This window comes from Planococcus chinensis, assembly GCF_042681545.1.
GTDB classification, from domain to species: Bacteria; Bacillota; Bacilli; order Bacillales_A; family Planococcaceae; genus Planococcus; species Planococcus chinensis.
Map to the genome: position 1 here is coordinate 574,111 of NZ_JBHUFW010000004.1, position 24,918 is coordinate 599,028.

22 protein-coding genes are annotated in these 24,918 nt (G+C 51.4%); 19 read left to right on the forward strand and 3 right to left on the reverse strand.

Features of this window, described 5'->3' with window-relative positions:
* Nucleotides 1-42: 42 nt before the first annotated feature.
* Nucleotides 43-741 (reverse strand): hypothetical protein, encoded by a 699-nt coding sequence (locus ACFSDB_RS05130; RefSeq protein ID WP_204892659.1) that lies wholly within the window; start codon nt 739-741, stop codon nt 43-45.
* Between the two features lie 54 nt (nt 742-795).
* Nucleotides 796-1,410, reverse strand: a complete 615-nt coding sequence (locus tag ACFSDB_RS05135; RefSeq protein ID WP_204892658.1) for a CPBP family intramembrane glutamic endopeptidase — start codon at nt 1,408-1,410, stop codon at nt 796-798.
* Between the two features lie 210 nt (nt 1,411-1,620).
* On the opposite strand from ACFSDB_RS05135, the gene ACFSDB_RS05140 reads away from it, so the two are divergent.
* The 5 genes from ACFSDB_RS05140 (at nt 1,621) to ACFSDB_RS05160 (ending at nt 6,188) form a co-directional block, all read left to right on the forward strand.
* A complete protein-coding gene (locus ACFSDB_RS05140) occupies nt 1,621-1,809 on the forward strand; it encodes a hypothetical protein (RefSeq protein WP_204892657.1) in 189 nt (62 codons plus the stop codon).
* A gap of 32 nt (nt 1,810-1,841) precedes the next feature.
* A complete protein-coding gene (locus tag ACFSDB_RS05145) occupies nt 1,842-2,777 on the forward strand; it encodes an AAA family ATPase (RefSeq protein ID WP_204892656.1) in 936 nt (311 codons plus the stop codon).
* 1 nt (nt 2,778) lies between these two features.
* A complete protein-coding gene (locus ACFSDB_RS05150) occupies nt 2,779-3,933 on the forward strand; it encodes a DUF58 domain-containing protein (RefSeq protein ID WP_204892655.1) in 1,155 nt (384 codons plus the stop codon).
* Nucleotides 3,930-5,147: a DUF4129 domain-containing protein gene (locus ACFSDB_RS05155; protein WP_204892654.1), complete on the forward strand. Its 1,218-nt coding sequence runs from the start codon at nt 3,930-3,932 to the stop codon at nt 5,145-5,147. The genes ACFSDB_RS05150 and ACFSDB_RS05155 overlap by 4 nt, the downstream gene beginning before the upstream one ends.
* Before the next feature lie 177 nt (nt 5,148-5,324).
* Nucleotides 5,325-6,188, forward strand: coding sequence for an NAD(P)-dependent oxidoreductase (locus ACFSDB_RS05160; protein ID WP_377339609.1), 864 nt, complete (start codon nt 5,325-5,327; stop codon nt 6,186-6,188).
* A 34-nt stretch (nt 6,189-6,222) separates the two neighbouring features.
* Here the strand turns inward: ACFSDB_RS05160 and ACFSDB_RS05165 are convergent, their stop codons facing one another.
* Nucleotides 6,223-6,693: a YkyB family protein gene (locus ACFSDB_RS05165; RefSeq protein WP_204892652.1), complete on the reverse strand. Its 471-nt coding sequence runs from the start codon at nt 6,691-6,693 to the stop codon at nt 6,223-6,225.
* A gap of 133 nt (nt 6,694-6,826) precedes the next feature.
* On the opposite strand from ACFSDB_RS05165, the gene fadH reads away from it, so the two are divergent.
* The 14 genes from fadH to ACFSDB_RS05235 all read left to right on the forward strand — a co-directional run bounded on the left by fadH (nt 6,827) and on the right by ACFSDB_RS05235 (nt 24,895).
* On the forward strand, nt 6,827-7,594 hold the full coding sequence (gene fadH, locus ACFSDB_RS05170) for a 2,4-dienoyl-CoA reductase (protein WP_204892651.1): 768 nt from the start codon (nt 6,827-6,829) through the stop codon (nt 7,592-7,594).
* 104 nt (nt 7,595-7,698) lie between these two features.
* Nucleotides 7,699-8,142, forward strand: coding sequence for a cyclic-di-AMP-binding protein CbpB (gene cbpB / locus ACFSDB_RS05175; protein ID WP_204892650.1), 444 nt, complete (start codon nt 7,699-7,701; stop codon nt 8,140-8,142).
* A gap of 68 nt (nt 8,143-8,210) precedes the next feature.
* A complete protein-coding gene (locus ACFSDB_RS05180) occupies nt 8,211-9,689 on the forward strand; it encodes an MDR family MFS transporter (RefSeq protein ID WP_204892649.1) in 1,479 nt (492 codons plus the stop codon).
* On the forward strand, nt 9,679-10,554 hold the full coding sequence (locus ACFSDB_RS05185) for a LysR family transcriptional regulator (protein WP_204892648.1): 876 nt from the start codon (nt 9,679-9,681) through the stop codon (nt 10,552-10,554). Before ACFSDB_RS05180 ends, ACFSDB_RS05185 begins: the two co-directional genes overlap by 11 nt.
* Before the next feature lie 66 nt (nt 10,555-10,620).
* Nucleotides 10,621-11,334 carry a 2,3,4,5-tetrahydropyridine-2,6-dicarboxylate N-acetyltransferase gene (gene dapD / locus ACFSDB_RS05190; RefSeq protein ID WP_204892647.1) on the forward strand — a complete coding sequence of 238 codons (714 nt, stop codon included), beginning with the start codon at nt 10,621-10,623 and terminating at the stop codon, nt 11,332-11,334.
* 13 nt (nt 11,335-11,347) lie between these two features.
* A complete protein-coding gene (locus ACFSDB_RS05195; RefSeq protein WP_204892646.1) occupies nt 11,348-12,463 on the forward strand; it encodes an N-acetyldiaminopimelate deacetylase in 1,116 nt (371 codons plus the stop codon).
* A gap of 676 nt (nt 12,464-13,139) precedes the next feature.
* Nucleotides 13,140-15,500 carry a hypothetical protein gene (locus tag ACFSDB_RS05200; protein WP_204892645.1) on the forward strand — a complete coding sequence of 787 codons (2,361 nt, stop codon included), beginning with the start codon at nt 13,140-13,142 and terminating at the stop codon, nt 15,498-15,500.
* Nucleotides 15,497-16,432 carry an ABC transporter ATP-binding protein gene (locus ACFSDB_RS05205; protein ID WP_204892644.1) on the forward strand — a complete coding sequence of 312 codons (936 nt, stop codon included), beginning with the start codon at nt 15,497-15,499 and terminating at the stop codon, nt 16,430-16,432. The genes ACFSDB_RS05200 and ACFSDB_RS05205 overlap by 4 nt, the downstream gene beginning before the upstream one ends.
* Nucleotides 16,429-17,274: an ABC transporter permease gene (locus ACFSDB_RS05210; protein ID WP_204892643.1), complete on the forward strand. Its 846-nt coding sequence runs from the start codon at nt 16,429-16,431 to the stop codon at nt 17,272-17,274. Before ACFSDB_RS05205 ends, ACFSDB_RS05210 begins: the two co-directional genes overlap by 4 nt.
* Nucleotides 17,275-17,286: 12 nt before the next feature.
* A complete protein-coding gene (locus tag ACFSDB_RS05215) occupies nt 17,287-18,732 on the forward strand; it encodes a hypothetical protein (protein ID WP_204892642.1) in 1,446 nt (481 codons plus the stop codon).
* A 14-nt stretch (nt 18,733-18,746) separates the two neighbouring features.
* Nucleotides 18,747-19,739 (forward strand): AAA family ATPase, encoded by a 993-nt coding sequence (locus ACFSDB_RS05220; RefSeq protein WP_204892641.1) that lies wholly within the window; start codon nt 18,747-18,749, stop codon nt 19,737-19,739.
* Nucleotides 19,736-20,593 (forward strand): DUF58 domain-containing protein, encoded by an 858-nt coding sequence (locus ACFSDB_RS05225; RefSeq protein ID WP_204892640.1) that lies wholly within the window; start codon nt 19,736-19,738, stop codon nt 20,591-20,593. The genes ACFSDB_RS05220 and ACFSDB_RS05225 overlap by 4 nt, the downstream gene beginning before the upstream one ends.
* 11 nt (nt 20,594-20,604) lie before the next feature.
* A complete protein-coding gene (locus ACFSDB_RS05230) occupies nt 20,605-22,341 on the forward strand; it encodes a vWA domain-containing protein (protein ID WP_204892639.1) in 1,737 nt (578 codons plus the stop codon).
* Nucleotides 22,322-24,895, forward strand: coding sequence for a VWA domain-containing protein (locus ACFSDB_RS05235; protein ID WP_204892638.1), 2,574 nt, complete (start codon nt 22,322-22,324; stop codon nt 24,893-24,895). The genes ACFSDB_RS05230 and ACFSDB_RS05235 overlap by 20 nt, the downstream gene beginning before the upstream one ends.
* Nucleotides 24,896-24,918 lie beyond the last annotated feature (23 nt).

Sequence of the window (24,918 nt, forward strand, 5' to 3'; positions counted from 1 at the left end):
AAAAAGAGGCATGCAGGAATTTTTCCTGCATGCCTCTTTATTTTATTCTTTCGGTTCGATGGTCTTGGCCATGTCGATAAAGTCTTCGGTAGCCGTTGCTTCCGTGCTGTCAAAAATGGTCAGGCGAGCGATGATGTCCTCTTTTTCGAAAACGATGCCGGTCACTTTGCCTTCAGCAGAAGGGACCTCGTAGGCGGCCGAATTCAAGAACGCAGCACCTTCTGGGCCGGCTGTTTCTGAAATTTCCGCTTCAGGATTTGACGCTTGTACGGTCTCTTTCATGACAGCGGCTGCCTGGTCGAAAGAAATGTCCTCTTTAGAGAAAGTTTCAATGCGCATAAACACGCCCGAGTCCTCTGACAGGAAAAGCGAATCTTTTCCGGGTTCTTCTGAAGTCAATTCATAGCCCCGGACGACCTTGATTTGGTATGGCTGTTCATCGCTTGGCGTCAGCGTGCCTTCCGTTTCGGCCTTTGATGGTTCTTCTGTAGTTGTTTCAGCAGGTTGTTCTGCCGGTTCTTCAGTTTCCTCGGTCTCTTCCGTAGTAGCAGGTTCTTCAGGCGCCTCGGTTTCTTCAGCCGGCTCTTCAGGCGTTTCGGTCTCTGTTGCCGGCGTTTCTTCTGCAGTTTGTTCACCTGCTGTCGAGTTGTTGTTTTCTTCCGATGTTTCAGCAGTACCGCAAGCAGCTAGTACAGCGCCGGCGGAAAACAGGATTGCCGCTAAAAATAAATTCTTTTTCATAATATTACCTCCCTTTCCTATAGTTGACGCACAACTAGCTTAACACGTTTCATTTCACCCCGATAAGGGCTTAATTAAAAATAGCAGAACAATCATCACCAAATGGGCAACGATCAGAAGGGGCATGCTTCTTTTCCATTCATACAGGAAGCCGAGGATAATGCCCGATGCCACTGCCGCGAAGGAGCCGGAAACAAATCCCCCCAATCCCAAAGCAAGGCCGAACAGCACTGAGGAGGCCAATACAGCCATGGGGCCAGACATATACTTTTTCAATTTCTGCTGAATGTAGCCACGCCAGAAAATCTCCTCTCCAGGAACTATCACGAACATCAAAAGCAGAAAATGCCAGATGGATGTGGGAGCGAACGTTTTCAGCAAACGGCTGACTGAACTTCCGGCATCGAACGGTAGGAACCGGATGGCCTGATAGCCGCCAGTTATGATGGCATAGATCAGCGTTCCGTAGCCCAGCCCGTAGATGAGCGATTTCCAAGTCGGCATCTCATCGTAGATTTTGATGAACAACATGGAAAAAGACATGAGCACCAGCAGCGAAAAAGTATACATATACCAAAACGTCGCAGCGTTCTGGAACGCGAGAAAATATAAACCGAAAGCGATGGGCAAGAGTATGGACAGATGATGTTTTTTGAAAAAATTCAACATGGAAATCCTCCTAAAACTAAATGGCGGGTTGATTTTCAGCAAAAACCCATACTGTTCAACTTCTTTTCGTGCTGTATAATTGAAGTTAATGGCATTTCACTGGAAAGTCAGGAAAAGAAATGGCTGCTCCAATGGAACTGGTTAATTTCATCTTTTACCCAGTATAGCAGAACAAACAAGGGGAATCGAAAGCGAAAGGAGGAAGCGTCTATGGTGGATTACAGCTCGATGCTCGAACAACTGAAGCAAGGGGAAATCCCGTCTATCACCGTACCGAAAGAGGACTTTCTGGACTTCCGGAACGTGCTGGTGCAGCGGGAGGACTTCAAGCATTTCAGGGGAGCGGCATATCATCACGGAATCACAATCTATACTTATACAGAAGAGCCATCCAAATAAGCGAGTTTGCTAAAAAGCCAGGGGGAAACGTTATGGAGAAATTGCACGCCACAAGAAGGCATTTGAACCAATTGGTCGTTGGCAGGGAGAAAGAGCTGGATTTTATGTTGATCGCATTGCTGCAGGAAGGGCACGTCCTTTTGGAAAGTGTGCCGGGTTCCGGAAAAACGTGGATGGCTAAAGCATTTGCCGGTTCTTTCAGCGGGAAATTTGAGCGGCTGCAATTTACGCCGGACGTTTTGCCGTCTGATGTGACCGGCATCCGTTTTTTCAATCCGAAGCTACAGGAATTTGAATTGCGTCCGGGTGCTGTCCTGACCAATCTGCTGCTGGCTGATGAAATCAACCGCGCTACACCGCGCACCCAGTCCAGCCTGCTTGAAGCCATGGAGGAGAAGCAGGCCACAATTGACGGGGAAACGCTTCTATTGCCGAACCCTTTTATCGTCATTGCCACGCAGAACCCGGTCGAATCTCAGCAGGGGACGTTTCCGCTGCCGGCTGCACAATTGGACAGGTTTTTATTTCGCTTGAAAATCGGCTATCCCGATTATGAAGAAGAATTGAAAATTGTCCGCGAATTCCGGGATAATGCGTCTCATAAAAAAGAAATACACGCCGTCGCCTCAATCGAAGAAGTCCAGGAATGGGCGAAAGCGGCTAAGCGGGTGGAAGTGCATGAGGATATTGAAAAGTACATCATCGAATTGGTGCGGGCTACGCGGAATCATCCGCTGATCGAAATGGGCCTGAGTTCCCGGGCAGCTCTTGCACTTGTCCATGCAGCACAAGGCCGGGCTTTTTTGGACGGCCGCAGCTATACAACGCCGGATGATGTGAAATACATACTTGAACCGGTTGCGCTTCACCGGCTGTTGCTGACAGCGGAAGGAATGCTCGTTACAGAACCCGAAAATGTGCTGAAGGAAATCAGTGAGTCCATCCCTTCTCCTGTCGAGGCGCTTTAAGATGCACTGGATCCGCCATGAATACAATGCTGCAAAAACAAAAGCCGTCATCGGGATGCTGGCCGTCTTTTTGTTCATTTCCTTTATTTTCCTTCAATTTGCCGCAGCCGGTGCCATCACCTTTGCACTGGCCATAGCCATGCTGCAATGGCAATATGCAAAGCATGCCGGCAGCAAACTCCAGTTTTCAAACCGCCTAAACCGCAAGCGTGTATTAAATGGCGGCGAATCAGAGTGGCAGCTCGATTTTGAAAACAAGGGAATGCCGATCTGGGGCGGAAATCTGAAAATCTGGTTCCAGGACGCTGTGATGCCCGCAAGCGGTGGGTTGACGAATTATACCGGTTTGGTGGAGATGGACGTTCCGTTCACCATCGGATTCCGGGAAAACCTGTCTTTGAAGATTCCTGTAACGGGGAGCGGGAGAGGATTGGCGAGGCTGAAGAAAATGGAATTGAGCGTCCCGCTTCTTTTCGGGGAAGGCGAAGCGGTCATTGAATACCGGGAAACGCTTCTTCAAGAACTGCTGGTGTATCCGAAGATCCATCCCAAACCGTTCACTTATTCACCGTCGCTGCAAAAGCCCGGCCATTTCAATTTGAACCATTCGCTCTTCAGCGATCCATTCCAGCCCATCGGAACCCGGGAATACGCGCCGACCGACCAATTCCAGCATATCCACTGGAAAGCGAGTGCGCGCATGCAGAGTTTCCAAACCAAAATATTCTCGCCGGTAGCAAACGAGTCGATGCTGTTCATGCTGGATGTAGCCGCATTTTATGGAACCATCCCGAACCTGGAAGCACGCATCGAAGAACTGGCATCGTATGTGGATAGCTGCTTCAAAGAAAGCGTCCCGTTTGCACTGGCGATCAACATCCGGTCAGCAGGAGCGATGCCTTACTTGTTCTTGCCGGCAGGTGACGGACAGGTGCACCGTCAGCGGGCGCTTGAATTGCTCGCCCTTATCTCGAAAAACCATTCAACGCTCCCATTCCGTTCCATGGCGGCTCATCTCGATATGCATATTGAATTGCCATTGACTACTTTTCTCTTGGCCGAAGATCTAAAAGGCATGGAAAAAGTGGTTGCATCCTGGAGCAGAAGGACCCAATTGAAGGTCATCGCCAGCCCGAAAGGAAGTGGAATTGCATGATGCCACGCTTTTCCTCTTCCGGAAGATTTTTGTTCGATGCTTTTTCCGTATCGTTGGTGCTTGTGATTTTTGACAACGGAACGGCTCAGCCATTGGCATTCCTTTGGCTTGGCTCCAGCTTTTTAATGGCAGGAGCTGCATTTTTGACGTTCTGGAAATTCCCTTATCATTCAGGTTCGGCGGCGGCAATCGCTCTTGCAAGTATGGTACCCGCTCTCTTTCTGGGCATGTCACTTTGGCTTGCAGCAATCCTCGCGGCATTGGCGGTGTATCTGCTCCATGCCCGTTTCGCAGAATGGGATGCTGATGCCGGGCAAGACGGCAACACGCTGCTCTTATGGGTTCTGGTCTATTTGGCAGTTCTTTTCATTGATCTGCTTTCCGCTGACCGCGGCGCGGCAGGAGAAGCGAATGCCATCATCCTGGCAGCTTTCAGTTTTTACGTCCTGTTCCATTTGGCGCACAGGTTCCTTCATGGACGTACTGCTGGGGCAAAACTTTGGCAGCCGGCAGTTGCGGGAGCGGCGGTTTTATCGGCAGCCGCCGCCGCGGCCCTTGCCGTTTATTGGATCGGCCCCACTGCCCGCAATTTCGCCGGCACTGCAGCCGGCTGGCTCCTGCAGGGAGTTCTTTGGCCATTTGCGCCGCTGATGGAAAAAGCAGCCAATTATTTTTCGGGCTTGTCCTCGACGCAGGAAGCGCAAGAAACATTTGCCAAGTTGCAGACTTCCGAAGCCCCTGAAGAGCTGCAGCAGGCAGCAGCGGACTACTCACCGTCCGAGTTTCCGGTCGAGCTGTTCTTCGGCGCCGGAGCGGTCCTTATCATTCTGCTTCTGTTCTTTTATTTGCGCCGCACAAAATCGGCTCTGCAAACGGAACTGCCTGCCTCTCCGGCAGAAGAGGTCCGCTTTTCGTCAATCGGGAACGAGGAAGCTGTCCAAGCTTCGGAAAAGGTCCGCTACTCGGAAATGCCGCTCGAAATCATCCGACAATCCTATCGCCTTTTCGAACAGGAGGCGCAGTCTGCCGGTTTGGGCAGGCATCCGCACGAGACGGTGAAGGAATGGATGAACCGGATGGAGTGGCCGGCATCGGACTCATTCTTCCGCACATACGAAAAGGTCCGCTACGGGTTAGGGACGGTTGCAGAGAAGGACGCACTTCCGTTTCTGGAAGAAATAAAAAAAATAAAAGCAGAATATTTTCATTTATAGGTTTAAGCAGGCTTTTTGAGGGGGATAGTATACTTGAACACAGCAACATTCTCATTTCCCCCTTTTGTGGTCGGTCCGGATAACGGATCGGCTTCTTTTTTTGGGGCTTTTTAAATTCCTGTGAATTGACAGAAGATTTTTGCTAAACTAGAGATATGCAAAGAAGGGGAGGATGAAATAATGGAAATCGGATTTATCGGAACAGGCGTAATGGGCAATAGCCTCGTTAAACATCTGCTGAATGCAGGGCACGATGTCGCCATCTACACTCGCACAGCCAAAAAAGCGGAGAACTTGGTCGCCATGGGCGCTGAATTGAAGGAGTCACCCAAAGAGGTCGCACAGTATGCACAGGTCCTTTTTACGATGGTAGGATATCCAACAGATGTTGAAGAGGTTTATTTCGGTAACAATGGCATCTTGGGCCATGCGAAAGCCGGAGCTGTCTTGATCGATTTGACTACATCAAAGCCGGAATTGGCGGAGCGGATCTATGAGGCAGCCGCCCAAAACGGCCTGAAAGCGCTGGATGCCCCTGTTTCCGGAGGCGATATCGGTGCACAGAAAGGCACATTGTCCATCATGGTGGGCGGTGACGAGGAAACCTTCAATGAGGCACTGCCTCTGTTTGAACTTTTGGGGGAAAATATTGTCTTTCAAGGGGCCGCGGGTGCTGGGCAGCACACCAAGATGTGCAACCAGATCACCATCGCTTCCAATATGATCGGGGTTTGCGAATCGCTCATCTATGCGAAAAAAGCCGGTCTGGATCCTGAACAGGTGCTGCGGTCAATTTCTTCTGGAGCGGCAGGATCCTGGTCTTTGTCGAATCTTGCGCCGCGCATGATCAAAGGGGATTTTGCACCAGGGTTTTACATAAAGCATTTTATCAAGGACATGAAAATAGCGGCGGAGGAAGCGGACCGGATGGACCTTGACCTGCCGGGGCTGAAACTGTCGCTCAGCATGTACGAAGAGCTTGCTGCATCGGGCCATAGCGAAAGCGGCACACAGGCGCTTATCCATTATTACTGGAAATAGAAAATCCGGAGACGGGAAGTCTCCGGATCATCCTTCAATCAAAATATGATTTCTTCGGCGTATAGAACCGGTCGGATTGGCGCGGTTTATACGTTTTTGCATAATGGGCAGCCTGCGTCTGCTGCGTCTCTTTTTTTTGCGGTTGAAGGCCGGTAAGATCACTCAAGATTTCCTTGGCAGTCTTCAAATTCATGCGGCTAGGCGGATTGCGGTACGATTCATCCAATTGGCCCAAATGCTCAAGTTGTTCAAAATCTTCTTTTTTAGGAAGCATATGAAAATAGTAATTGCCGCATTTTACGAGGACTGAAGATTGCTGTTGGCTTTTCCGGGGGTTTTTGCTGAAGTGAAGACCGATTTTCTGGGCGCGGTTGTGAATGATCATCGCTGACAGCGCTTCTTTTTTCAGCGCATATAAATACTGGTTGTCAGGGGCGGTTTTCGCATGCCGGTTCACAGTAAAAATTGCTTGGGCAATCTCGGAATCCGATTTTTGGGTGGGCATGAACTCATTCCTTTCGGTTCTTGGCTAGCTTAATGCACATCCATCATATCAAAAATCGTATAGGCTGTATACCGAAGTGAAAGCGGATTCATGGAATTTATTTCAATCAAAAAAACACAAAGGGGAAATGAACATGTTTAAAGATCAAACGATTATCGTGACAGGCGGATCAAGCGGAATGGGGTACCACATGGCCGAGCGGTTTGCAAAAGAAGGGGCAAATGTCGTCATTACCGGACGGGACATGGAGAAACTGAATGCAGCGATTACTTCCATCCAGGCAGAGGAAGGTACGGTAGAAGCTTTTCAGATGGATGTGAGGGAACCGGAACATGCCAAAGCGATGGTGAAGTTTGCTCATGACAAATTCGGCCGAATCGACGGACTTGTCAATAACGCCGCAGGGAATTTCATCGTTCATGCTGAGAAGCTATCGCCGAACGGTTGGCGTTCAGTCATCGATATTGTCCTGAACGGCACTTTTTTCTGTTCCCATGCAGTAGGAAACTACTGGATTGAAAATGGCGCTAAAGGAAACATCCTTAATATGCTGGCAACCTATGCATGGAATGCCGGTGCCGGCGTCGCCCATTCGGCAGCAGCCAAAGCGGGGGTTATGTCATTGACCCGGACGCTGGCGGTTGAATGGGGCACTCAGTATGGCATCCGGGTAAATGGCATAGCTCCTGGGCCGATTGAACGGACCGGCGGCGCAGACAAGCTTTGGGAATCCGAAAAGGCGGCAAAACGCACATTGGAGTCGATTCCGCTCGGCCGCCTTGGCAAACCGGAAGAAGTGGCAGAGCTTGCTGCGTTTATCATGTCGGACAAAGCTTCGTATATGAACGGCGAAATTGTAACGCTTGATGGCGGGCAATGGCTGAACAAATTTCCATTTTAAAGAAAATGGCTAAGGCAAAAAATAGTTTCGGTAATTGGAATATGTTATGATGAAATCGAAGAAAACAAGTCAGGCTCGTTTAGGATATTAAAGGAGTAGAGTACATGATTTCATTACCTAGCAGAGATTTTCTGGATACCCCCATTGAAGAATTCATCATTTCTTCTGAAAAAGTTGCGCATGTCCAAATCGGAAACAGCGCAGAACACGCCTTGCTGGTGTTGACTAAAACAGGCTATTCCGCAATACCGGTGCTTGATCCCAAATACCGTTTCCGCGGGCTGATCAATGCCCAACGCATCACCGACGCCATCTTGGGATTGGATCACATCGAGTATGAACGGCTTCCGGACATTAAAGTGGATGATATCATGGAAAAGAATTTGCCGTTGATCCATATCAACGAGCGCTTCCAACGGGCTTTGGACCTGCTGATTGACCAGAACTTTTTATGTGTCGTGGACGATGACGATCAATTCATGGGAATCTTGACACGCCGTGTGATTTTAAAACAGCTGAAAAAACAGATCTACCAATTGAAAAAATAAGTGTTTGCTGTAAAAGAAAGGTCTCCTTACGGGGCCTTTTTTCTGTCAGTCGAAAAGAGGAAACCATCATGAAAACAACTAATCGGCCCCTGGTACTGGCTTCGGTCATGCTCGCCATGTTCATCGGTGCAGTGGAAGCGACCATTGTCTCGACCGCGATGCCCAGCATTTCCGCAGAACTGGGAGGCTTTTCGAAATACAGCTGGGTGTTCTCAGCTTATTTGCTGATGAGCACTGTTACGGTACTGCTTTACGGAAAACTTTCAGATATATTCGGGCGCAAGCCGATCTTCGCTATCGGTATCCTGCTGTTCCTGGCGGGGTCTTTGCTGTGCGGACTGGCCAATTCGATGGAGGAACTGATCATCTACCGGTTTGTCCAAGGCATCGGGGCAGGCGCCGTCCTGCCGATTGCCACCACCATCGTCGGTGATATCTACTCCGCTGAGGAGCGGGCGAAAATCCAGGGCTATCTGTCGAGCGTCTGGGGAATTTCCGCAGTCACCGGCCCTGCCATCGGAGGCATTCTGGTTGCCTCGATCGGCTGGGAATACGTCTTTTGGGTCAATATCCCGCTCGGAATTTTGGCGTTGTTGGGCGTCATGATCTTTCTGGTGGAGCCGGCCGCAAAGAAAAAGCCCACCATCGATTACCTGGGTGCCTTGCTGTTGACCGTCGCATTGTCCGGTTTCTTGTATTGGCTCGTTGAAGGAGGCGTCGGTTTTGCGTGGCTTTCCGCACCGTCATTGCTGTTGGTCTCTGGAGCGGCGGCTGTCTTTTTCTGGTTTGTCCAAGTCGAGCGGAAAGCGACTGATCCGATGATGCCTTTTGATATTTGGCGCAACCGGTCGATTTTGTTCGCAAACCTGGTGTCGCTATTTACCGGCATCATCCTGATCGGAGTATCGAGCTATTTGCCGGCCTACGTCACAGGGGTGATGGAACAGCCGGCGACTGTCGCCGGCTTTACGCTGACGGCTATGTCAATCGGCTGGCCGATCGCCGCCTTTTTCTCAGGGAGGCTCCTGATTCAAATCGGCTACTTCCAAACCTCCCTCCTCGGGGGAATTTCACTGGTGATCGGAGCGGTGCTGTTCGTGTTGATGCAGGCGGAATACGGGCCTTGGTGGGCGGCGATGTCGAGTTTCTTTATCGGCGTCGGTATGGGGCTTACTTCAACGGCGTTCATCGTATCGATCCAAGCGGCTGTTTCCTATGAACAGCGGGGTTCGGCAACCGCATCGAATATTTTCATGCGGAACCTCGGTTCGACCATTGGGGCGGCTCTCCTCGGAAGCGTGCTGAATTCGACGCTGCTCAATTATTTCCGCAGCACCGGACAAAATTTTACTTTGAACTCCGTAAATGAGCTGCTGACCGAAGACGGCCGGGCGGCATTGCCGCAGGATGCAATGGATTTTCTTCAGGAAGGGCTGGCACAAGCATCCCAGAACGTTTACGGATTGACAGCGGTATTTGCGCTTATCTCATTGCTGCTGATATTCGGATTGCCTAGAAAGAGAGGGATGAGCGGGAATGGCCAATGAAGAACTGATCATCAAAATACTGGCGGAAGAAGGCAATATGCGGAAAGCTGCTGAGCGGCTGTTCTTATCGCAGCCCGCTTTGTCCCAGCGCCTCCAGTCGATCGAAAAGGAATGGGGCCAGCAGTTGTTCATCCGATCCCAGAAAGGCCTTACGCCTACACCTGCCGGCGAACTGGTTATCCGCTATTCGAATGACGTGCTCGCACGGAAGGAAGAAGTGTTTGAAGTGCTGCATACGCTGACTTCCAAAGTACATGGCACGCTGAAAATTGCCTGTGCTTCGATAATCGGGCAGAATTGGCTGCCGAAAGTGCTGAAGGATTTTGTAACGCTTTACCCGGAAGCAAAGATCCAGCTGATTACCGGCTGGAGCTCGGAAATCGTCCGCGCACTTTATGAAGGAGAAGCGCATGTCGGGATTGTCCGCGGGCAGACAGAATGGAAAGGCCCGAAAATGCACCTTTTCCGGGATACCTTGTATCTGGTCGACAAGGAAATCAATTCACTCGACCAAGTTGAAAAGACAGAACGCCCTTTTATCCAGTTTAAAAGCGATTCAAATTATTATGAAGAAATCCAGCAATGGTGGCAAAAACATTTCGCTTCGAGCCCGAAACGGCAAATCACTGTTGACCAGATTGAAACGTGCAAGCAGATGGCCGTGAACGGAATCGGCTACGCAATCCTTCCTTCCATTACGCTGACTGGGGAGGAAGGCGTCCATAAAATCCCGTTGTCGAGCAGTGCTGAAGAACTCCAGCTGACGCGCGATACGTGGCTGATCGGCTATGAATCCGCATTCGAGCTGCGGCAAGTAGAGGCATTTGTCGATATAGTGAAAAAACATGCCGCTTTATTAAGCTGAAGTACTGAATTATTATTCTAAATCCGTTATAATAACACCATCACTCATAGAAAGAGGTTTTTATTGATGAAACAAATGGATGCAAATGAAATTATCTCGTACATACAGAATGCGACAAAATCAACGCCGGTCAAAGTCTATGTAAAAGGCCAGGACGTTGCTTCTTTGGACTACGGCACAGGCTCGAAAGTCTTCGGCGAAGGCAATCACGCGATCGTGTTCGGCGAATGGGCGGAAGTGCAAAAAGCATTGGAAGCGAACGCTTCAGCGATTGAAGACTCAGTGGTAGAAAACGATCGCAGAAACTCAGCGATTCCGCTACTGGATATGAAAAACATCAACAGCCGCATCGAGCCAGGTGCATTTATCCGTGAAAATGTAGAAATCGGCAATAACTGTATCATCATGATGGGGGCTGTCATCAATATCGGAGCAGTCATCGGCGATGGCACTATGATCGATATGGGCGTTATTTTGGGCGGCCGTGCAACTGTCGGCAAGAACTGCCACATCGGCGCAGGCGCAGTGCTGGCTGGCGTCATCGAGCCCGCATCAGCGACGCCTGTCATCGTGGAAGACAACGTCATGATCGGGGCGAATGCAGTCGTATTGGAAGGCGTACGCATCGGCGAAGGCGCAGTAGTTGCTGCCGGCGCCATCGTCATCGAAGATGTACCGGCTAACTCAGTAGTTGGCGGCACACCAGCTCGCGTCCTGAAATTGATGGACGAGAAAACGCGTTCAAAAACGGAAATCAAGCAAGAACTTCGCCAGTTGTAAGAGGCGGCTCCATATGGATCTAGTGAACATCAGAAGAGAATTGCATCAAATACCGGAAATCGGATTCCAGGAATTCAAGACTCAGGCCTATCTGAAAAACCTGATCGGCCAATTGCCACAGGAGCGCCTGGAAGTGGTCCAATGGAAGACAGGCCTGGCGGTGAAAATACGCGGCACCGAACCGATGAAAACGATCGGATGGCGGACGGATATCGATGGTCTCCCGATAACAGAATTGACCGGACTTCCGTTTGCATCGGTCCATCCCGGACTTATGCATGCGTGCGGCCACGACATCCACATGGCAGTGGCGCTCGGGCTGCTTGAAAAACTCGTGGCAGAGCCGATTAAAGATGATGCGGTCATTCTTTTCCAGCCGGCAGAAGAAGGGCCGGGCGGCGCTTTGCCGTTCCGGGAATGGCTGAAGCATGACATGCCTTCGTTCATGCCCGACCGTCTTTACGCGCTGCATATTGCGCCGGAGCTGCCGGTCGGCACTGTCGCAACAAAACCAGGGCTGCTGTTTGCCAACACTTCGGAATTGTTTATCGACCTTCATGGCAAAGGCGGGCACGCTGCTTATCCCCATTTGACAGAAGATATGGCGGTGGCAGCAGCGTCCCTTCTCATCCAGCTCCAGACGGTTGTCAGCCGGAATGTGGATCCGATGGATTCAGCTGTTCTGACAGTCGGAAAATTTTCAGCGGGCACGGTCCAGAACATCATCGCTGAAAATGCCCGGCTGGAAGGAACGATCCGCACACTGAATGCCGAATCGATGCGCAGGATCAAACGCCGGATTGAAGGACTGTGCCGGGCGATTGAAGAAGGCTATAACTGCCGGGTCACCATCGATTACGGCGCCAGTTATCTTCAGGTCGACAACGATGAAGCGCTGGCAGAAGAGTTCCTCGCCTTTGCCGGAGAAGCAGCAGGCATCCAGGCAATAAGATGTGAAGCGGCGATGACCGGAGAAGACTTCGGCTATTTTACGGAGGAACTGCCCGCCCTGATGTTTTGGGCGGGAGCCGGCTCGGAATTCGGCCTGCACCATGCCAAGCTGAACCCCGATGAAAAGCTGCTGGGCTTCATGCCGGACTTTCTGTATTCATTGTTCAAAAATTGCTAACAGGACGGACAGCTGAAAAGCTGTCCGTTTTAGTTTGTAGACAAAGTCTAATTTGAATGAATAGAAACGTATAAGCCCGCCCGGGCTGGCCACTTCGCTTTCCGTGGGCTCGGCTTCAGCCGCTTCCCTTGCTCCTGCGATTACTCGTCGCAAATTGAAAAAACATTCGCTTCGCTCAGTCCAGGGTCTTCAGCTCGAGTCGCTTCGCTGCTCCCACAGGAGTCTCGTGGCCAGACCGATCGGGCGTATCGCATGTATCTAATTGATGTGGTAGGAGAAATAGATCCAACTTCAACTCGATAAGTACAAGCCGCTAGCTTTGGAATCCGTAACGGAAGGCGGCGAGCAAGTTGGTCGAAGGCAGTTCGACCGACTTGTTTGCGACGAAGCAGCGAAGCGATGCAGGAGCACCGGTTTTGCCTGCGGGATAGCGAAGTGCCGAAATCCACTCGGACGTCAGTCCGAGTTAGTTCGGCGCGAGCCCGCGGAAAGCGTCCGCCTGAAGTGGAGGATCCAGCACAGCTTCTATTTCGTTTATTCATTTAATAAAAAATAAATCTTTTATCTATAAACTAAGACGGACAGCCAAAAAGCTGTCCGTCTTTTTTATGTGTACATGGAACCATTTTCTTCCTGTTACGTACTACTTACTATAGAGAAGAATAGGGGTGTTACCATGTCGAAGAAGTTGCTGGCGTTCTGTGCAAGTGCATTTATCCTTTTGTTTTTCATGATGCCGCAGGCGCCGCTTGCCTCTCCTCAAATCACCATCGAGACAGAGGCCGGAATTCAAAACAAGGTGAAGTATGATAAGGGAGTTCCCGTGCGGATTACGCTATCAAACAGCGGATCGGATTTTTCGGGGGACCTGGTAATCAATTATAGTGAAACGTACAACCTGGGTGCAGGGTTGGCAGTGCCGGTGGAATTGGCAGCCGGCGAGACAAAAACGCTCCAAGTGGCTATTCCCGGATTAACGGATATGTACATGATGAACGGCACACAGCAGCAGATGATCTTTTTGTACGAAGGCGGCTGGGAGAATGGAGACGCGATCGCTTTCAAAGGATCGAAAACGCTCAAAGCGAATTTATTCGACCCCGCTTCGCTTTTTATCGGAACGCTGACGAATAATTCCGATCGGCTGATCGCCTTGAAAGAACTTGGAGCGAAAGGACAGGGTTCGGTAGAAGTGTTCCATTTGAATCAGCTGGAACAATTCGCTTTGCCGCGTGAAGCGATGGGATGGGAATTCATTGATTACTTGCTGATTGATGAATTTGCTTACGGCGATTTGCCTGAACCTGTGCAAGAAGCCGTTTTGCAATGGGTGCGTGAAGGGGGACATGTCGTTGTCGGCTCCACTGAAAACATGCAGCTGGCGATGGGCAATCTAAGCGGCTATTTGCCATTGCAGCTGGGCAGCTCTGAACAGGCAGCCATTCCGTCTCTGGCAAAGCCGGTCCCTGCATTTGAAGCGGAGTTGGCAGAAGGGGCACAGGCGTTGATGGAGTCAAATGGCCAAGTGCTCGCAGGGCGCATGCCCATTGGTTCCGGCGCCTTGACGCAAACCAGCTTTTCACTGGGCGATGAGCCGGTTGCTTCACAGGAAGCCTATACTGCAGTCATGCAGAATTTTTTCAAAACATCTGCAGCCAATCAGGCTGCCATGAATTATGGACAACCCTTGAAGGAAGTCATTTCATATGAAATTGGCAGTGTAAACGAATTGTTTGAGAGTTTTCAGGTGTCGAAAACCTTGATCATCTCCATCATTTTGATCTACATCGTTTTGATCGTCCCGGTGCTTTATATCATTCTGAAAAAGAAAGACAAGCGGGAAATGGCCTGGATTGCCATCCCGGTGGCAGCCGTATTGGTATCGGTCGGTTTGTTTGCGGTCGGCGCAAAAGACCGCATCGCCAATCCGCAAGTCCAGCAGACAGGCTTTTTTATCGCAGACCCGTCTGGCGGACTGAACGGCTATTACATGCATACGCTATTATCAAACCGCGGAGGGGATTATCAGTTTACTGCACCTGCCTCCACTTCAATGACTTTCAGCCGGAGCGAGGAATTCATGCAGCAATCCCCGCAAAAAGCCGCCATTGTCGAACCCCTGGCCAAAGGAAACAGCCTGACGGTACGCGACATGCGCTATTGGTCGGTCGGTTCCATCATTGGTGAATCCTATATCGAGGATGCGGGGAATTATGGTATCCAATTAGCGGTTGAGAACCGGCGTGTTTCAGGAACAGTAAAAAATAATTTTCCGTTCGCACTGGAAGATGTATCGATTTGGACTGGAACCCGGCTGATTGCGCTCGGAGATCTGGCGCCCGGAGAACAATTGGAGGTCAACGCTAAAATCCAATCCGACCTCTTGGCCCCTGCCGCTCAGATCGGGTCCGGAAATTCCTACCAGCCGATTGCCGATGTGGAAGAATTGCAGAAAGCAAGAAAACAATCGGTTCTGTCCGTCTCTTATAACGAAATGGATGGAGAAGCCAAAGCCCCCTATATTGCGGGCTATGCAAAAGATGCCATCGTGCCGATTGCACTTGAAGGCAAGCGGGCGGCCGTTTCGGCTGTCCATCTGATTGCGCAGCCTTTTGAACCGGAGATCAAGCTTTCGGGAGAAATCAGCTTGAATTCCGATGCATTCGGGATGGACTTGACTGGCACAAGCGCAACATCATTCTTTGAGCAGATTTCGAATGATCCCTATCTCTATTATTTGGAGAATGGCAAATATGAAATGACCTATCAATTGCCGAAGACCTTGCAAGGCACAGCTACTGTTTGGAATGAACTGACCGTTTCCAGCTCGAAACCCGGCCTGACAGCGACGCTTGTCCATGCCAAAAAAGGGGAAGCGGTCGAATTGCCAAATAAGCAGACGGTCTTGACGGAATCGGTCGGCGACTTTATAACGGATGATGGCACAATCACCATCCAACTGGAAATGAATGCTTCAGGAAATTCCCCGGAAGTGACGGTTCCAAAAATCAAACTGAAAGGGGAAATGGCACCATGATTGAAACAATCGGATTGACGAAAAAATACGGTTCCTTCTATGCATTGCAGGATCTGAATCTGACGGTCGAGGACGGATCGGTTTTCGGGTTTGTGGGAGCTAATGGAGCCGGCAAATCGACGACTTTTTCGATTTTGTCCACCCTTTTGCAGCCGACTGCCGGCGATGCCTTTGTCAACGGCATGAGCGTGATCCACAACCCGCACGAAGTCAGAAAACAAATCGGCTACATGCCTGACTTTTTCGGCGTATACGATCAATTGAAAGCCAATGAATACCTGGATTTCTACGGCGCCAGCTACGGCCTGAAGCCGAAAGAACGGGAAGTGCTCATTCCGAAATTGCTCGAACTCGTGAATTTGGAAGGGAAGCGTTATGAATATGTGGATCTCCTGTCACGGGGGATGAAACAGCGGTTATGCCTGGCCCGGGCATTGATCCATGACCCGAAGATATTGATCCTGGATGAACCTGCCTCCGGACTGGATCCCCGTGCGAGAATCGAGATGCGCGACATTCTGAAAGAATTGAAAGCGATGGGCAAGACCATCCTGATTTCTTCCCATATCCTCCCGGAATTAGCTGAAATGTGCGACAACATCGGTGTAATCGATTCGGGCAGGCTGATTGCACAAGGTTCTGTCGCCCACATACAGGCGCAGCTGCAAAGCGAGCGCGTCGTGCGCGTTAAATTGGCGGAAGGCATGGCAGCGGCAAGCAGCTTTTTTGAAAACGATCCATTTATCACACAAATTACGGAGAAGCCCGAAAGCAACCTCATCGAATTCCTCTATCGGGGCAGTGAAGAGGATCAAGTTCTGCTGCTCCGAAAAGCGGTTTCCCAGGGGCTGCCGATCCTGTCGTTCTCCGAAGGAGAGACCGATCTCGAGGATGTCTTTATGGCCATCACGAAAGGAGCGGAAGCGAAATGAAGGAACACCTGGCCAATCCGGTCCTCGTAAAAGAAATCAAGCTGCGTTTTCGCAGCTTGAAAAGCTTCACCGGCATCCTGTTTTATCTGGTTGCCATGAGCATTTTCGTTTTCGGCTTTATCTTTTTGGCCACTTCGTTGACGGGCAACGGTTTTTTCCGGCCCGCAGAAAGCTTCATGCTGTTTACCATGATGACCTATATCCAGCTTGGGCTGATCTTATTCATCACTCCGGGGCTGACCGCGGGGACAATTTCGTCTGAACGCGAGAAGCAGACGTTGAACATACTGCTGACAACGGCTCAGACCTCTTTCCAAATCATCTTTGGCAAATTGACGAGTTCCATCGCGTTCCTGCTTTTGATGATTGTGGCAGGGTTGCCGATCTATAGCATGGTTTTCCTCTACGGAGGCGTTTCACCAGGCCAGATCGCCGTCATTTTCCTGTTTTACTTTTTGACCCTGCTGACAATCGGGAGCCTTGGGGTCATGTACTCGACTTTGATCCGCAAGACGATTGTTTCCATGATTACGACATACGGCACCATGATCGTACTCGTTGCGGTCACTGGATTTTTCATGATCATCTCCATGCAGATTTCACAGTACGGCAGCACCGGGACCGCCGTATTCTCGCCGATGACTTATTTTTGGGCGAGCATCAATCCGGGCGTCGTCATGCTGACGCTCCTGCAGCCGGCATTTGCAGAAGAGGTCGTCAATATGACTTCAGTCAACTTGCCATTGTGGGCGGGTTATCTGGTCTTCTATTTTTTGCTGACCGCCGGTGCGCTGCTGTTGGCTGTCAAAAAGCTTCGCGTCAATATGGCTAAATACAAATAAGGAGGGATTTACATGAACAATCGGGAAATCGTGCGCTATGTCAATAAAACCGGAAACCGCTTGAAGCTTTTGGCGATCAGCCAGGCCTTCCAGCAAGCCGTCTTTTGGGGGCTGGCAGCTGCAGTGGTGATGCTGCTGATTTCCCGGTTGTTTGTGCTTCCTTATTATGGATTTTATTCATATGCAGCCGGCGGCCTTTTACTAGCTGCTTGGCTTGGCTTTACATTGCGCAAAATGCCGGGCAGACATGAGGCAGTCCTCGAACTCGACCGCTTCACGCCGCATAATCAGCTGCTGACTGTATGGCAGACGGACGGAATGAGCGGATTAGGAGCAGTTCTGGCGAAGAAAACGGCAGACATCTTGCCTTATAGCTTTAAACTGTTCCAAAAAGAGCCGAAGGGGTGGCTGCAGGCTAGATGGCTATTTGGTACACTAGCTGCTTTGATTGCTTTAGGCCTCTTGATCGCTTTTCCAAGCTCTACGCAAATGCAGGCAAAAGATATCGAGCAGGAGCGCGGAATCATTGAAGAAATGGCGGAAAAAGTCGAAGAAGCTGAAAAAGAAGCAGAAACCGAAGGGGTGAAAGAAGAGCTCCGGGAACTGGCAGAAAAGGTCAAAGAAAGCGAGACTGCTGAAGCGGCATTGAAAGAAATGGTCAAGAAACAGAAAGAATTTGCGCAGCAGGAAAAACAGCTGGCTGCTGAAGCCGCGAAAGCTGCAAAGGAACAGGGAAAAGATGCCGGGCAGGCGGCAGGGAAGTTGGCAGGAGAAGCTGGAAAAGCCCAGACGGCTTTAAGCAATATGGGCAAGCCGGTCGCTTTCCCGCTGCAGCAGACAATCGCCAATAACGGAGCGAAAGCAAGAACGGGCTCAACTGGAGAGCAGACTTCCGGCCAAGAAAGCGGATCTGCTTCTGGAGAAGGAGCAACGGAAGGAAGTGGGGAATCCGGTGACGCTGGGGAAAGTGAAGGAGCGGAATCAAGCGAAGGATCCGGCCAAGGCCAGGTCCAAGGCCAAGGCCAAGGACAGGGTCAAGGACAGGGTCAAGGACAGGGACAAGGGCAAGGTCAAGGGCAAGGTCAAGGCCAGGGGCAAGGCCAAGGACAGGGTCAAGGCCAAGGGCAGGGCCAAGGACAGGGACAAGGACAAGGTCAAGGCCAGGGGCAAGGCCTCCAAGGTGGTTCTGGCCAGGGCAGCAGAGAATTGCTGACAGTTCCGGAACGCATCGGCGGATCAAGTGAGACTACTGTGGACAGCGGAGAAGCAGGCGAAGGGGAAGCAGCAGAACAACGGGAAGGGAAAGTTCCAGCCGAGCGGGGGACGGTACGGCCGTATTCTGAAGTCGTCGGGAGTTATTCCGACTCCTATTTCTCCAGCGCCGAGCAAATGAAGCTGCCGGCAGATCTGCAGAAGATAGTCGAACAATATTTTACAACAATCCAATCCAACCAATAGAAAGCAGGGATAGCATGGCGTATACAGCAGAACAATTTACCGGGATGAGCAGCCGGCTCCAGGAGGTCCGGGAAGAAATCAAGCAATTTATCGTCGGACAGGAAGAAGCGATCGATTTTTCATTGTATGCCGTTTTGGCAGACGGCCACGCGTTGCTCGAGGGGCTGCCCGGCCTTGGGAAAACCATGCTGATCCGGACAATTTCCGATGTCCTGGATTTGTCTTTTTCACGGATACAGTTCACTCCCGACTTGATGCCTTCGGATATTACAGGCACCAGCCTGATCGAACGGGATATGGACGGGCGCCAGCAGTTTTCATTCCGCGAAGGCCCGATTTTCCATCAGATGGTTCTAGCTGATGAGATCAACCGCGCTACGCCGAAAACGCAAAGTGCCTTGCTTGAAGCGATGGGGGAAAAAACCGTGACGGTGCTTGGCGATACAAAACCGATGGCCCGGCCTTTTTTCGTCCTGGCCACCCAGAACCCGATTGAAATGGAAGGGACCTATCCGCTTCCTGAAGCACAAATGGACCGCTTTTTATGCAAAATTCTTATTGCTTATCCGACGCGCCAGGAGTTGGCGGAAATCAGCAGGCGGACTACCGGATCCGAGTCGATCGCTTTGAATAAAAAAATGGATGCAGCGTCGCTTCTGGAAGCACAAGAGATGGTCAAGTCGGTTTTGATTGCTGACGACATCTTGATGGTTGCGGTGGATATTATCCAGAACACCCATCCGCACACTTCTGAAATTGACGGGGTGCAGCAGTTTATCCAATATGGCAGCGGCCCGCGCGGTCTGCAGAGCCTGATCAAGCTGGCGAAGGCGCGTGCCTTGATGGAAGGGCGCTACCACGTGTCGATCGGAGATTTGAAGCATGTCGCGAAACCCGTGCTGCGGCATCGCTTGCTGCTGAATTACGAAGGGGAAGCGGAAGGAAAGAAGGCCGATGGACTGATCGACGCGATTCTTCAAGGGGCAGGAAGAGGCGTTCTGAAATGAACCTCCAGCTGCCAGCCGACTGGATCAGCCACCTGAGCCGCTACTCCATTGCGACTAAAGCGAAGATACGCGGACACCATAAAGGGTCGCACCGCTCCGCACGGTTCGGCTCTTCACTCGACTTCTCGGATTTCCGTGAATACCATGCGGGAGATGATGTCCGGCATATCGATTGGAACGTCTATGCCCGGACCGAGCGGGTCTACATAAAAAGATTTCTTGATGAGCAGGAAATGAGGGTCCATCTCCTGCTCGACAGTTCGAAATCGATGGCGGATAAATGGCTGTTTGCCAAGCAGCTCGCGTTTTCACTAGGCTTGATGGTGCTGAGCCACGACGACCGGCTGTCGATGTCGATCGGCTCGTTGGCTGCAGCGCCATTTCGGAAAAAAGGGAAGTCCCAGCGAAAGCTCTTCGAATACTTCATGGCCGGTTTGCCGGACCCGGAAGAACTATCTTTTGCGAGAACGGCAAGTTTCCATGCCGCGAAGGATTCGACGGTGCTGTTCATCATCTCGGACGGCCTGGAGCCGCTGGAGGACTGGCAGGGGCTGTTTCGCCAGGCACCCCGGTATGCCCATGATGTACGGTTTTTGCAAGTGAGCACGGAAGACGAACGGAATCCCCGGTTCACAGGCGATGTCCGGCTTCTCGATCAGGAAACCGGCGAGCCGCTGAATGTAACAATGGGGGCGCAGACCCTGGCAGCTTATGAAAAGAAAAGGGAAATGCACCAAAAAGGATTGGAGTCGCTTTGTGCAAAACACGGAGTCCGGCTCGAACAGCTCCATATCGAAGAAGGCATCCAGCATGCCCTGTTCAAGCAGCTGGCCAAAAAAAAATGGATCGAATGAGGTGAAGCGGCATGAACTTCTCGAATTGGCTTTGGCTCTGGACGGCGATCATGCCGCTGGCAGTCATTCTGTATTATTTTTTCCGCAAGAAATACAAGGACCAAAAGATTTCTTCTCTCCTATTCTGGGAAGAGATGATGAAGGAAATCCAGGCCTCGCCTTACCTGAAAAAATTGCAGCATCACCTTTTGTTTTATTTACAGATGGCGGCGCTGGTTCTTTGTGTGTTGGCCTTGATGGGGCCTTATTTGGAAGATGAAGGGCTCGAAGGCAATGAATTCATCTTCGTGGTGGATACTTCAGCGACGATGCTAGCCGGCTCGCCAAGCCAGTTTGAAGTGCAGCAGGAAAAAATGCGGGAACTGGCGGAAGAGGCAGGCGGAAAACCAGTGACCATAGTCACCGCCGGAGAGTCGCCGGAAGTGCTGGTGCGGGAAGAGCAGGAAACCGAAAAATTGCTGGAAACGATTGACGGCTTGGAAGTGGATTATGGAAATGAAGAAATGGAACAGGCGCTGTTGTATGCTGAGTCGCTCGCAGGCGATGAATCGGCCGTGATCCACGTGTTCACCGATGCGCTTGACCGCGGGCGCTTAGCCGGTAAAACCGGCCGTGCTTATGTCGTTCATGGGATGGAGCGGCCGCTTGCCAATGCATCGGTTCTGCAGTTCGGCCTTGCTGAAGGCGAAGGGGGGGTGCGCGCCATCGTCCAGGCAGCAAACCATGGCACAGAAAAACTGGCAGGGGAAATCATCGTCACGTCCGATAGCGGAACACGGCAACAGAAACCGGTTGTCCTAGATGCCGGGGCTGAAATCGTGGTACCGTTCGAAGGATTGGCGAACGGGAATGTTTGGCGTGCGGAATTGCAGATCGGCGATGAGTATAAAGCGGATAACGAGATGTCCGCGATTCTTCAACAGCCAGTGGATCAAATCTACCTGGATGCCGCTCTCCACGAATTGGTGGCAAGCGGATTCAGTGCATTGGGCATGGAAGCTGTATTGATGGAATCGGATGCCGTCGGCAAGAGCACGGGGGCTCCTATCGCCACCAATCAGACCGATTTGCTGGCTAACCCGGCCCCGGTCCTGCTGCTGGGCAGGAATGATGCATCACCTGTCGAAGTGTCCGGCAAAATTGAGTGGATGGATCATCCGCTCCTAGCCTATGCTCCGCTTGATGGGGTGTTTGTATCGCACCTTTACCCTGGGTTTGACGGGTATGAGACGCTGGCTTCCATTGGAGGGCAGCCGTTCATCCAGCTGTCGCCGGAGGGGGACATTGCCGTTCTGGCAGATATCCAGTCAACCGATTGGCCGTTGAATCCGTCGTTTCCGCTGTTCTTGTGGAGTGCTGTACAGTCGCTTTCGCAAAGCGGAGATTTTCTCGGATTCTTTCAGCCTAATGAATACCGGTCCGTTGCCCTTGCATCGGACAGCGGCGAATGGGAGATTTTCAAAGAAGATGCCTATTTGTCTTCTTATCTAGAAGGACAAGGAGCCTTTAAGGCGCCGGCGGAACCGGGCGTTTACAATGTGGTCGGGGAAGATGAAGCCATGAAGCTGATTGTCCGCCTCAGCAATGAAGAAAAGATGCTCGCCGCAGGAACGTCCTACAGAATTGGCGAAGCTGCCGAAAAGGCTGAGACGGTGCGCCATTCTGTCATGCCGTGGCTGATTGTTGTGATTCTTTTGCTGCTGATTGCAGAGTGGGAGGTGTACCGCCGTGGAATTGCTCGTAGATAACCCTCTTTGGCTGTGGCTCCTGGTGCCCGCAGCCGCATATTTCGCATTTGCCGGCTACCGGAACTTCAAAAAGCTTGCCCGTCCTTTCCGGGCTGTTTTCCTGCTGAGGGTTGCGGCTGTATTATGCTTGGTCTTCGCACTCGCCGAACCTTCCCTTTTCCGGCCGGAGGCTAAAGAACAGGTCATCTTCTTGTTCGACCGGTCTGCATCAATGGACGGGATGGAAAAAGAGGTGGCAACAGCGATTGAAGCAGCGGCAGCAAATAAGAAGGACTCGCAACTTGCAGGCGTTTATTCGTTTGCGGAAGATTTCCAGACGCTTTTGCCGGTTTCAAAAGACCTCGGGCCTCTGCCGCTCGATGCGGTCCAGAGCAGCCAGCGGCATACGGATATCGAACAGGCGCTCCAACTAGCAGCCAATAGCGGTGACACAGAATTGGCGACCCGCATCGTCCTGTTAAGCGATGGCAATGAAACCAGGGGCTCAGCGCTAGAAGGGTTGGCGCGCCACGCTTCCGACCGTGTCCAGATCGATGTCTGGCCGCTCGAGCAGAAAGCGGGAGGCGATGCTGCGATTGCAAGTTTTGAAACGCCTGCAGATGCTTTTCTTGGCGAAGCACAGCCGTTTTCCGTCACCATCCTTTCGGACAAAGAAACAAAAGGAGAACTGGTGTTTACGGCTGACGATGCAGAAATTTCCCGCCAGGACATTGCATTGGCTGCCGGCCAGAACCTCTTTTCCTACACCTTTCCAGCAGCAAGCGAGGGTTTAGTGAAATATGAAGCCCGCCTCGAATTGGAGCAGGACGGGTTCATTGAAAACAATGCACTGGCCAGTTTGACCGAAGTGGAAGGAAATCCTGAACTGCTGGTAGTCAGCGGGAGCGAAGGGAGTCCGATTCCCTCACTGGTCGACATCAGCAATATCGGCATCACCGAACTGCCGGCAGCCGCATTGCCGGCAAACCTTTCCTCTATTCTCAAATACGATGCCATTATTTTTGATAATGTATCCGGCACAGACATCGGTGCGCAGCAGATGAATGTCATTGAACAGGCGGTCCAGGAGTTCGGCGTCGGATTCATGATGGCCGGCGGAGACCAGAGCTATGGCCTTGGCGGCTATTTCAAGACTCCGATCGAGCGGATTCTGCCGGTGGAAATGGAAGTGAAAGGCAAGCATGAATTGCCATCGCTTGGATTGGTCATCGTCATGGACCGTTCCGGAAGCATGGGCGGCGTCAAAATGGAATTGGCAAAAGAAGCGGCCGCCCGCTCCCTGGAGCTTTTACGAGAAGATGATACGGTCGGCGTCATAGCGTTTGATGATAAGCCGTGGCAGATCATCCCGACGGAAAAGCTCGGCGATCCGAAAGAGGCGATCGACAAAGTTCTTTCGGTCACACCGGGCGGCGGGACGGAAATCTACAATTCATTGGGAGAGGCGTATGCACAGCTCGAAAACTTGAAGCTTCAGCGCAAGCACATCATTTTGCTGACAGACGGACAGTCGGCTACGTCAAATGACTACGACGCCTTGATCGAAGGAGGCAAAGACAATAACATTACGCTGTCGACCGTTTCGATCGGGGACGATGCCGACAAAGGCCTCCTTGAATCGCTTGCGCAAACAGGGAGCGGACGCTATTACGATGTATCAGACGCTACGACAATCCCGGCTATCTTGTCGCGTGAGACGATCATGATGTCGAGGACGTATATCGTCGACGAGCCCTTCTATCCGACTGTCTATCAAAGCGGATGGTCCGACCTGTTCAATGATGGAGTCCCCGAAATGAATGCCTATATTGCGACGACGGCGAAAAGCGCGGCGTCGATTGCCCTGGAGAGCGATCAGGGAGATCCGGTGCTGGCTGAATGGAATTACGGCCTTGGCCGAACCGTTGCATACATGTCCGGAAGCGGCGCGTGGAGCGGCGGATTCCAAAATTGGAAAAACTGGCCGGCTTTTTGGAACCGGACCGTTTCTGAACTGTTGCCGTCATTCGAAGAAATCCCGTTCTCTGTCACAGGCCAAGGGCAAGGCGTCTATTTGGTGGAAGACCCGTCGCGCAAGTCGGCCATAATCGACGTGAAGGCGGTGGATGAGCAAGGGAAGAACGTGCCGCTCCAAGCAGAGCCGGTTGCACCGGGGAAAGTGGAAGTTTCCATCGATGCAGAACCGGGCATTGTGTTTTTCAGCATTTCCAATGAAAATGGCGAACGCTATAAGACTGGCCTGACGATCCCTTACGGCGATGAATACAAGATGAGCCAGCCGAACCTGCCACTGCTTTCTGCGCTTGCTGAACGGAGCGGAGGGCAGGTTGTGGAATCGCTTGAAGCCTCTTTCCGGGATATTCCGTTTGAAGGCGGAACCCGGCAGCCAATCCGCCATCTGCTGGTTTTCCTGGCGATGCTGCTGTTTTTCGCTGACATCACCATCAGGAGATTCGGCTTGAAGATGCCTGTCCGCAAACCGCGGCAAAAACTGGAACAAAGGGCTGCACCAGCAGCTATTGAACAATTAATAAAAGCGAAAAAGAGGGGATGACCTCTTTTTCGCTTTTTTTGTGT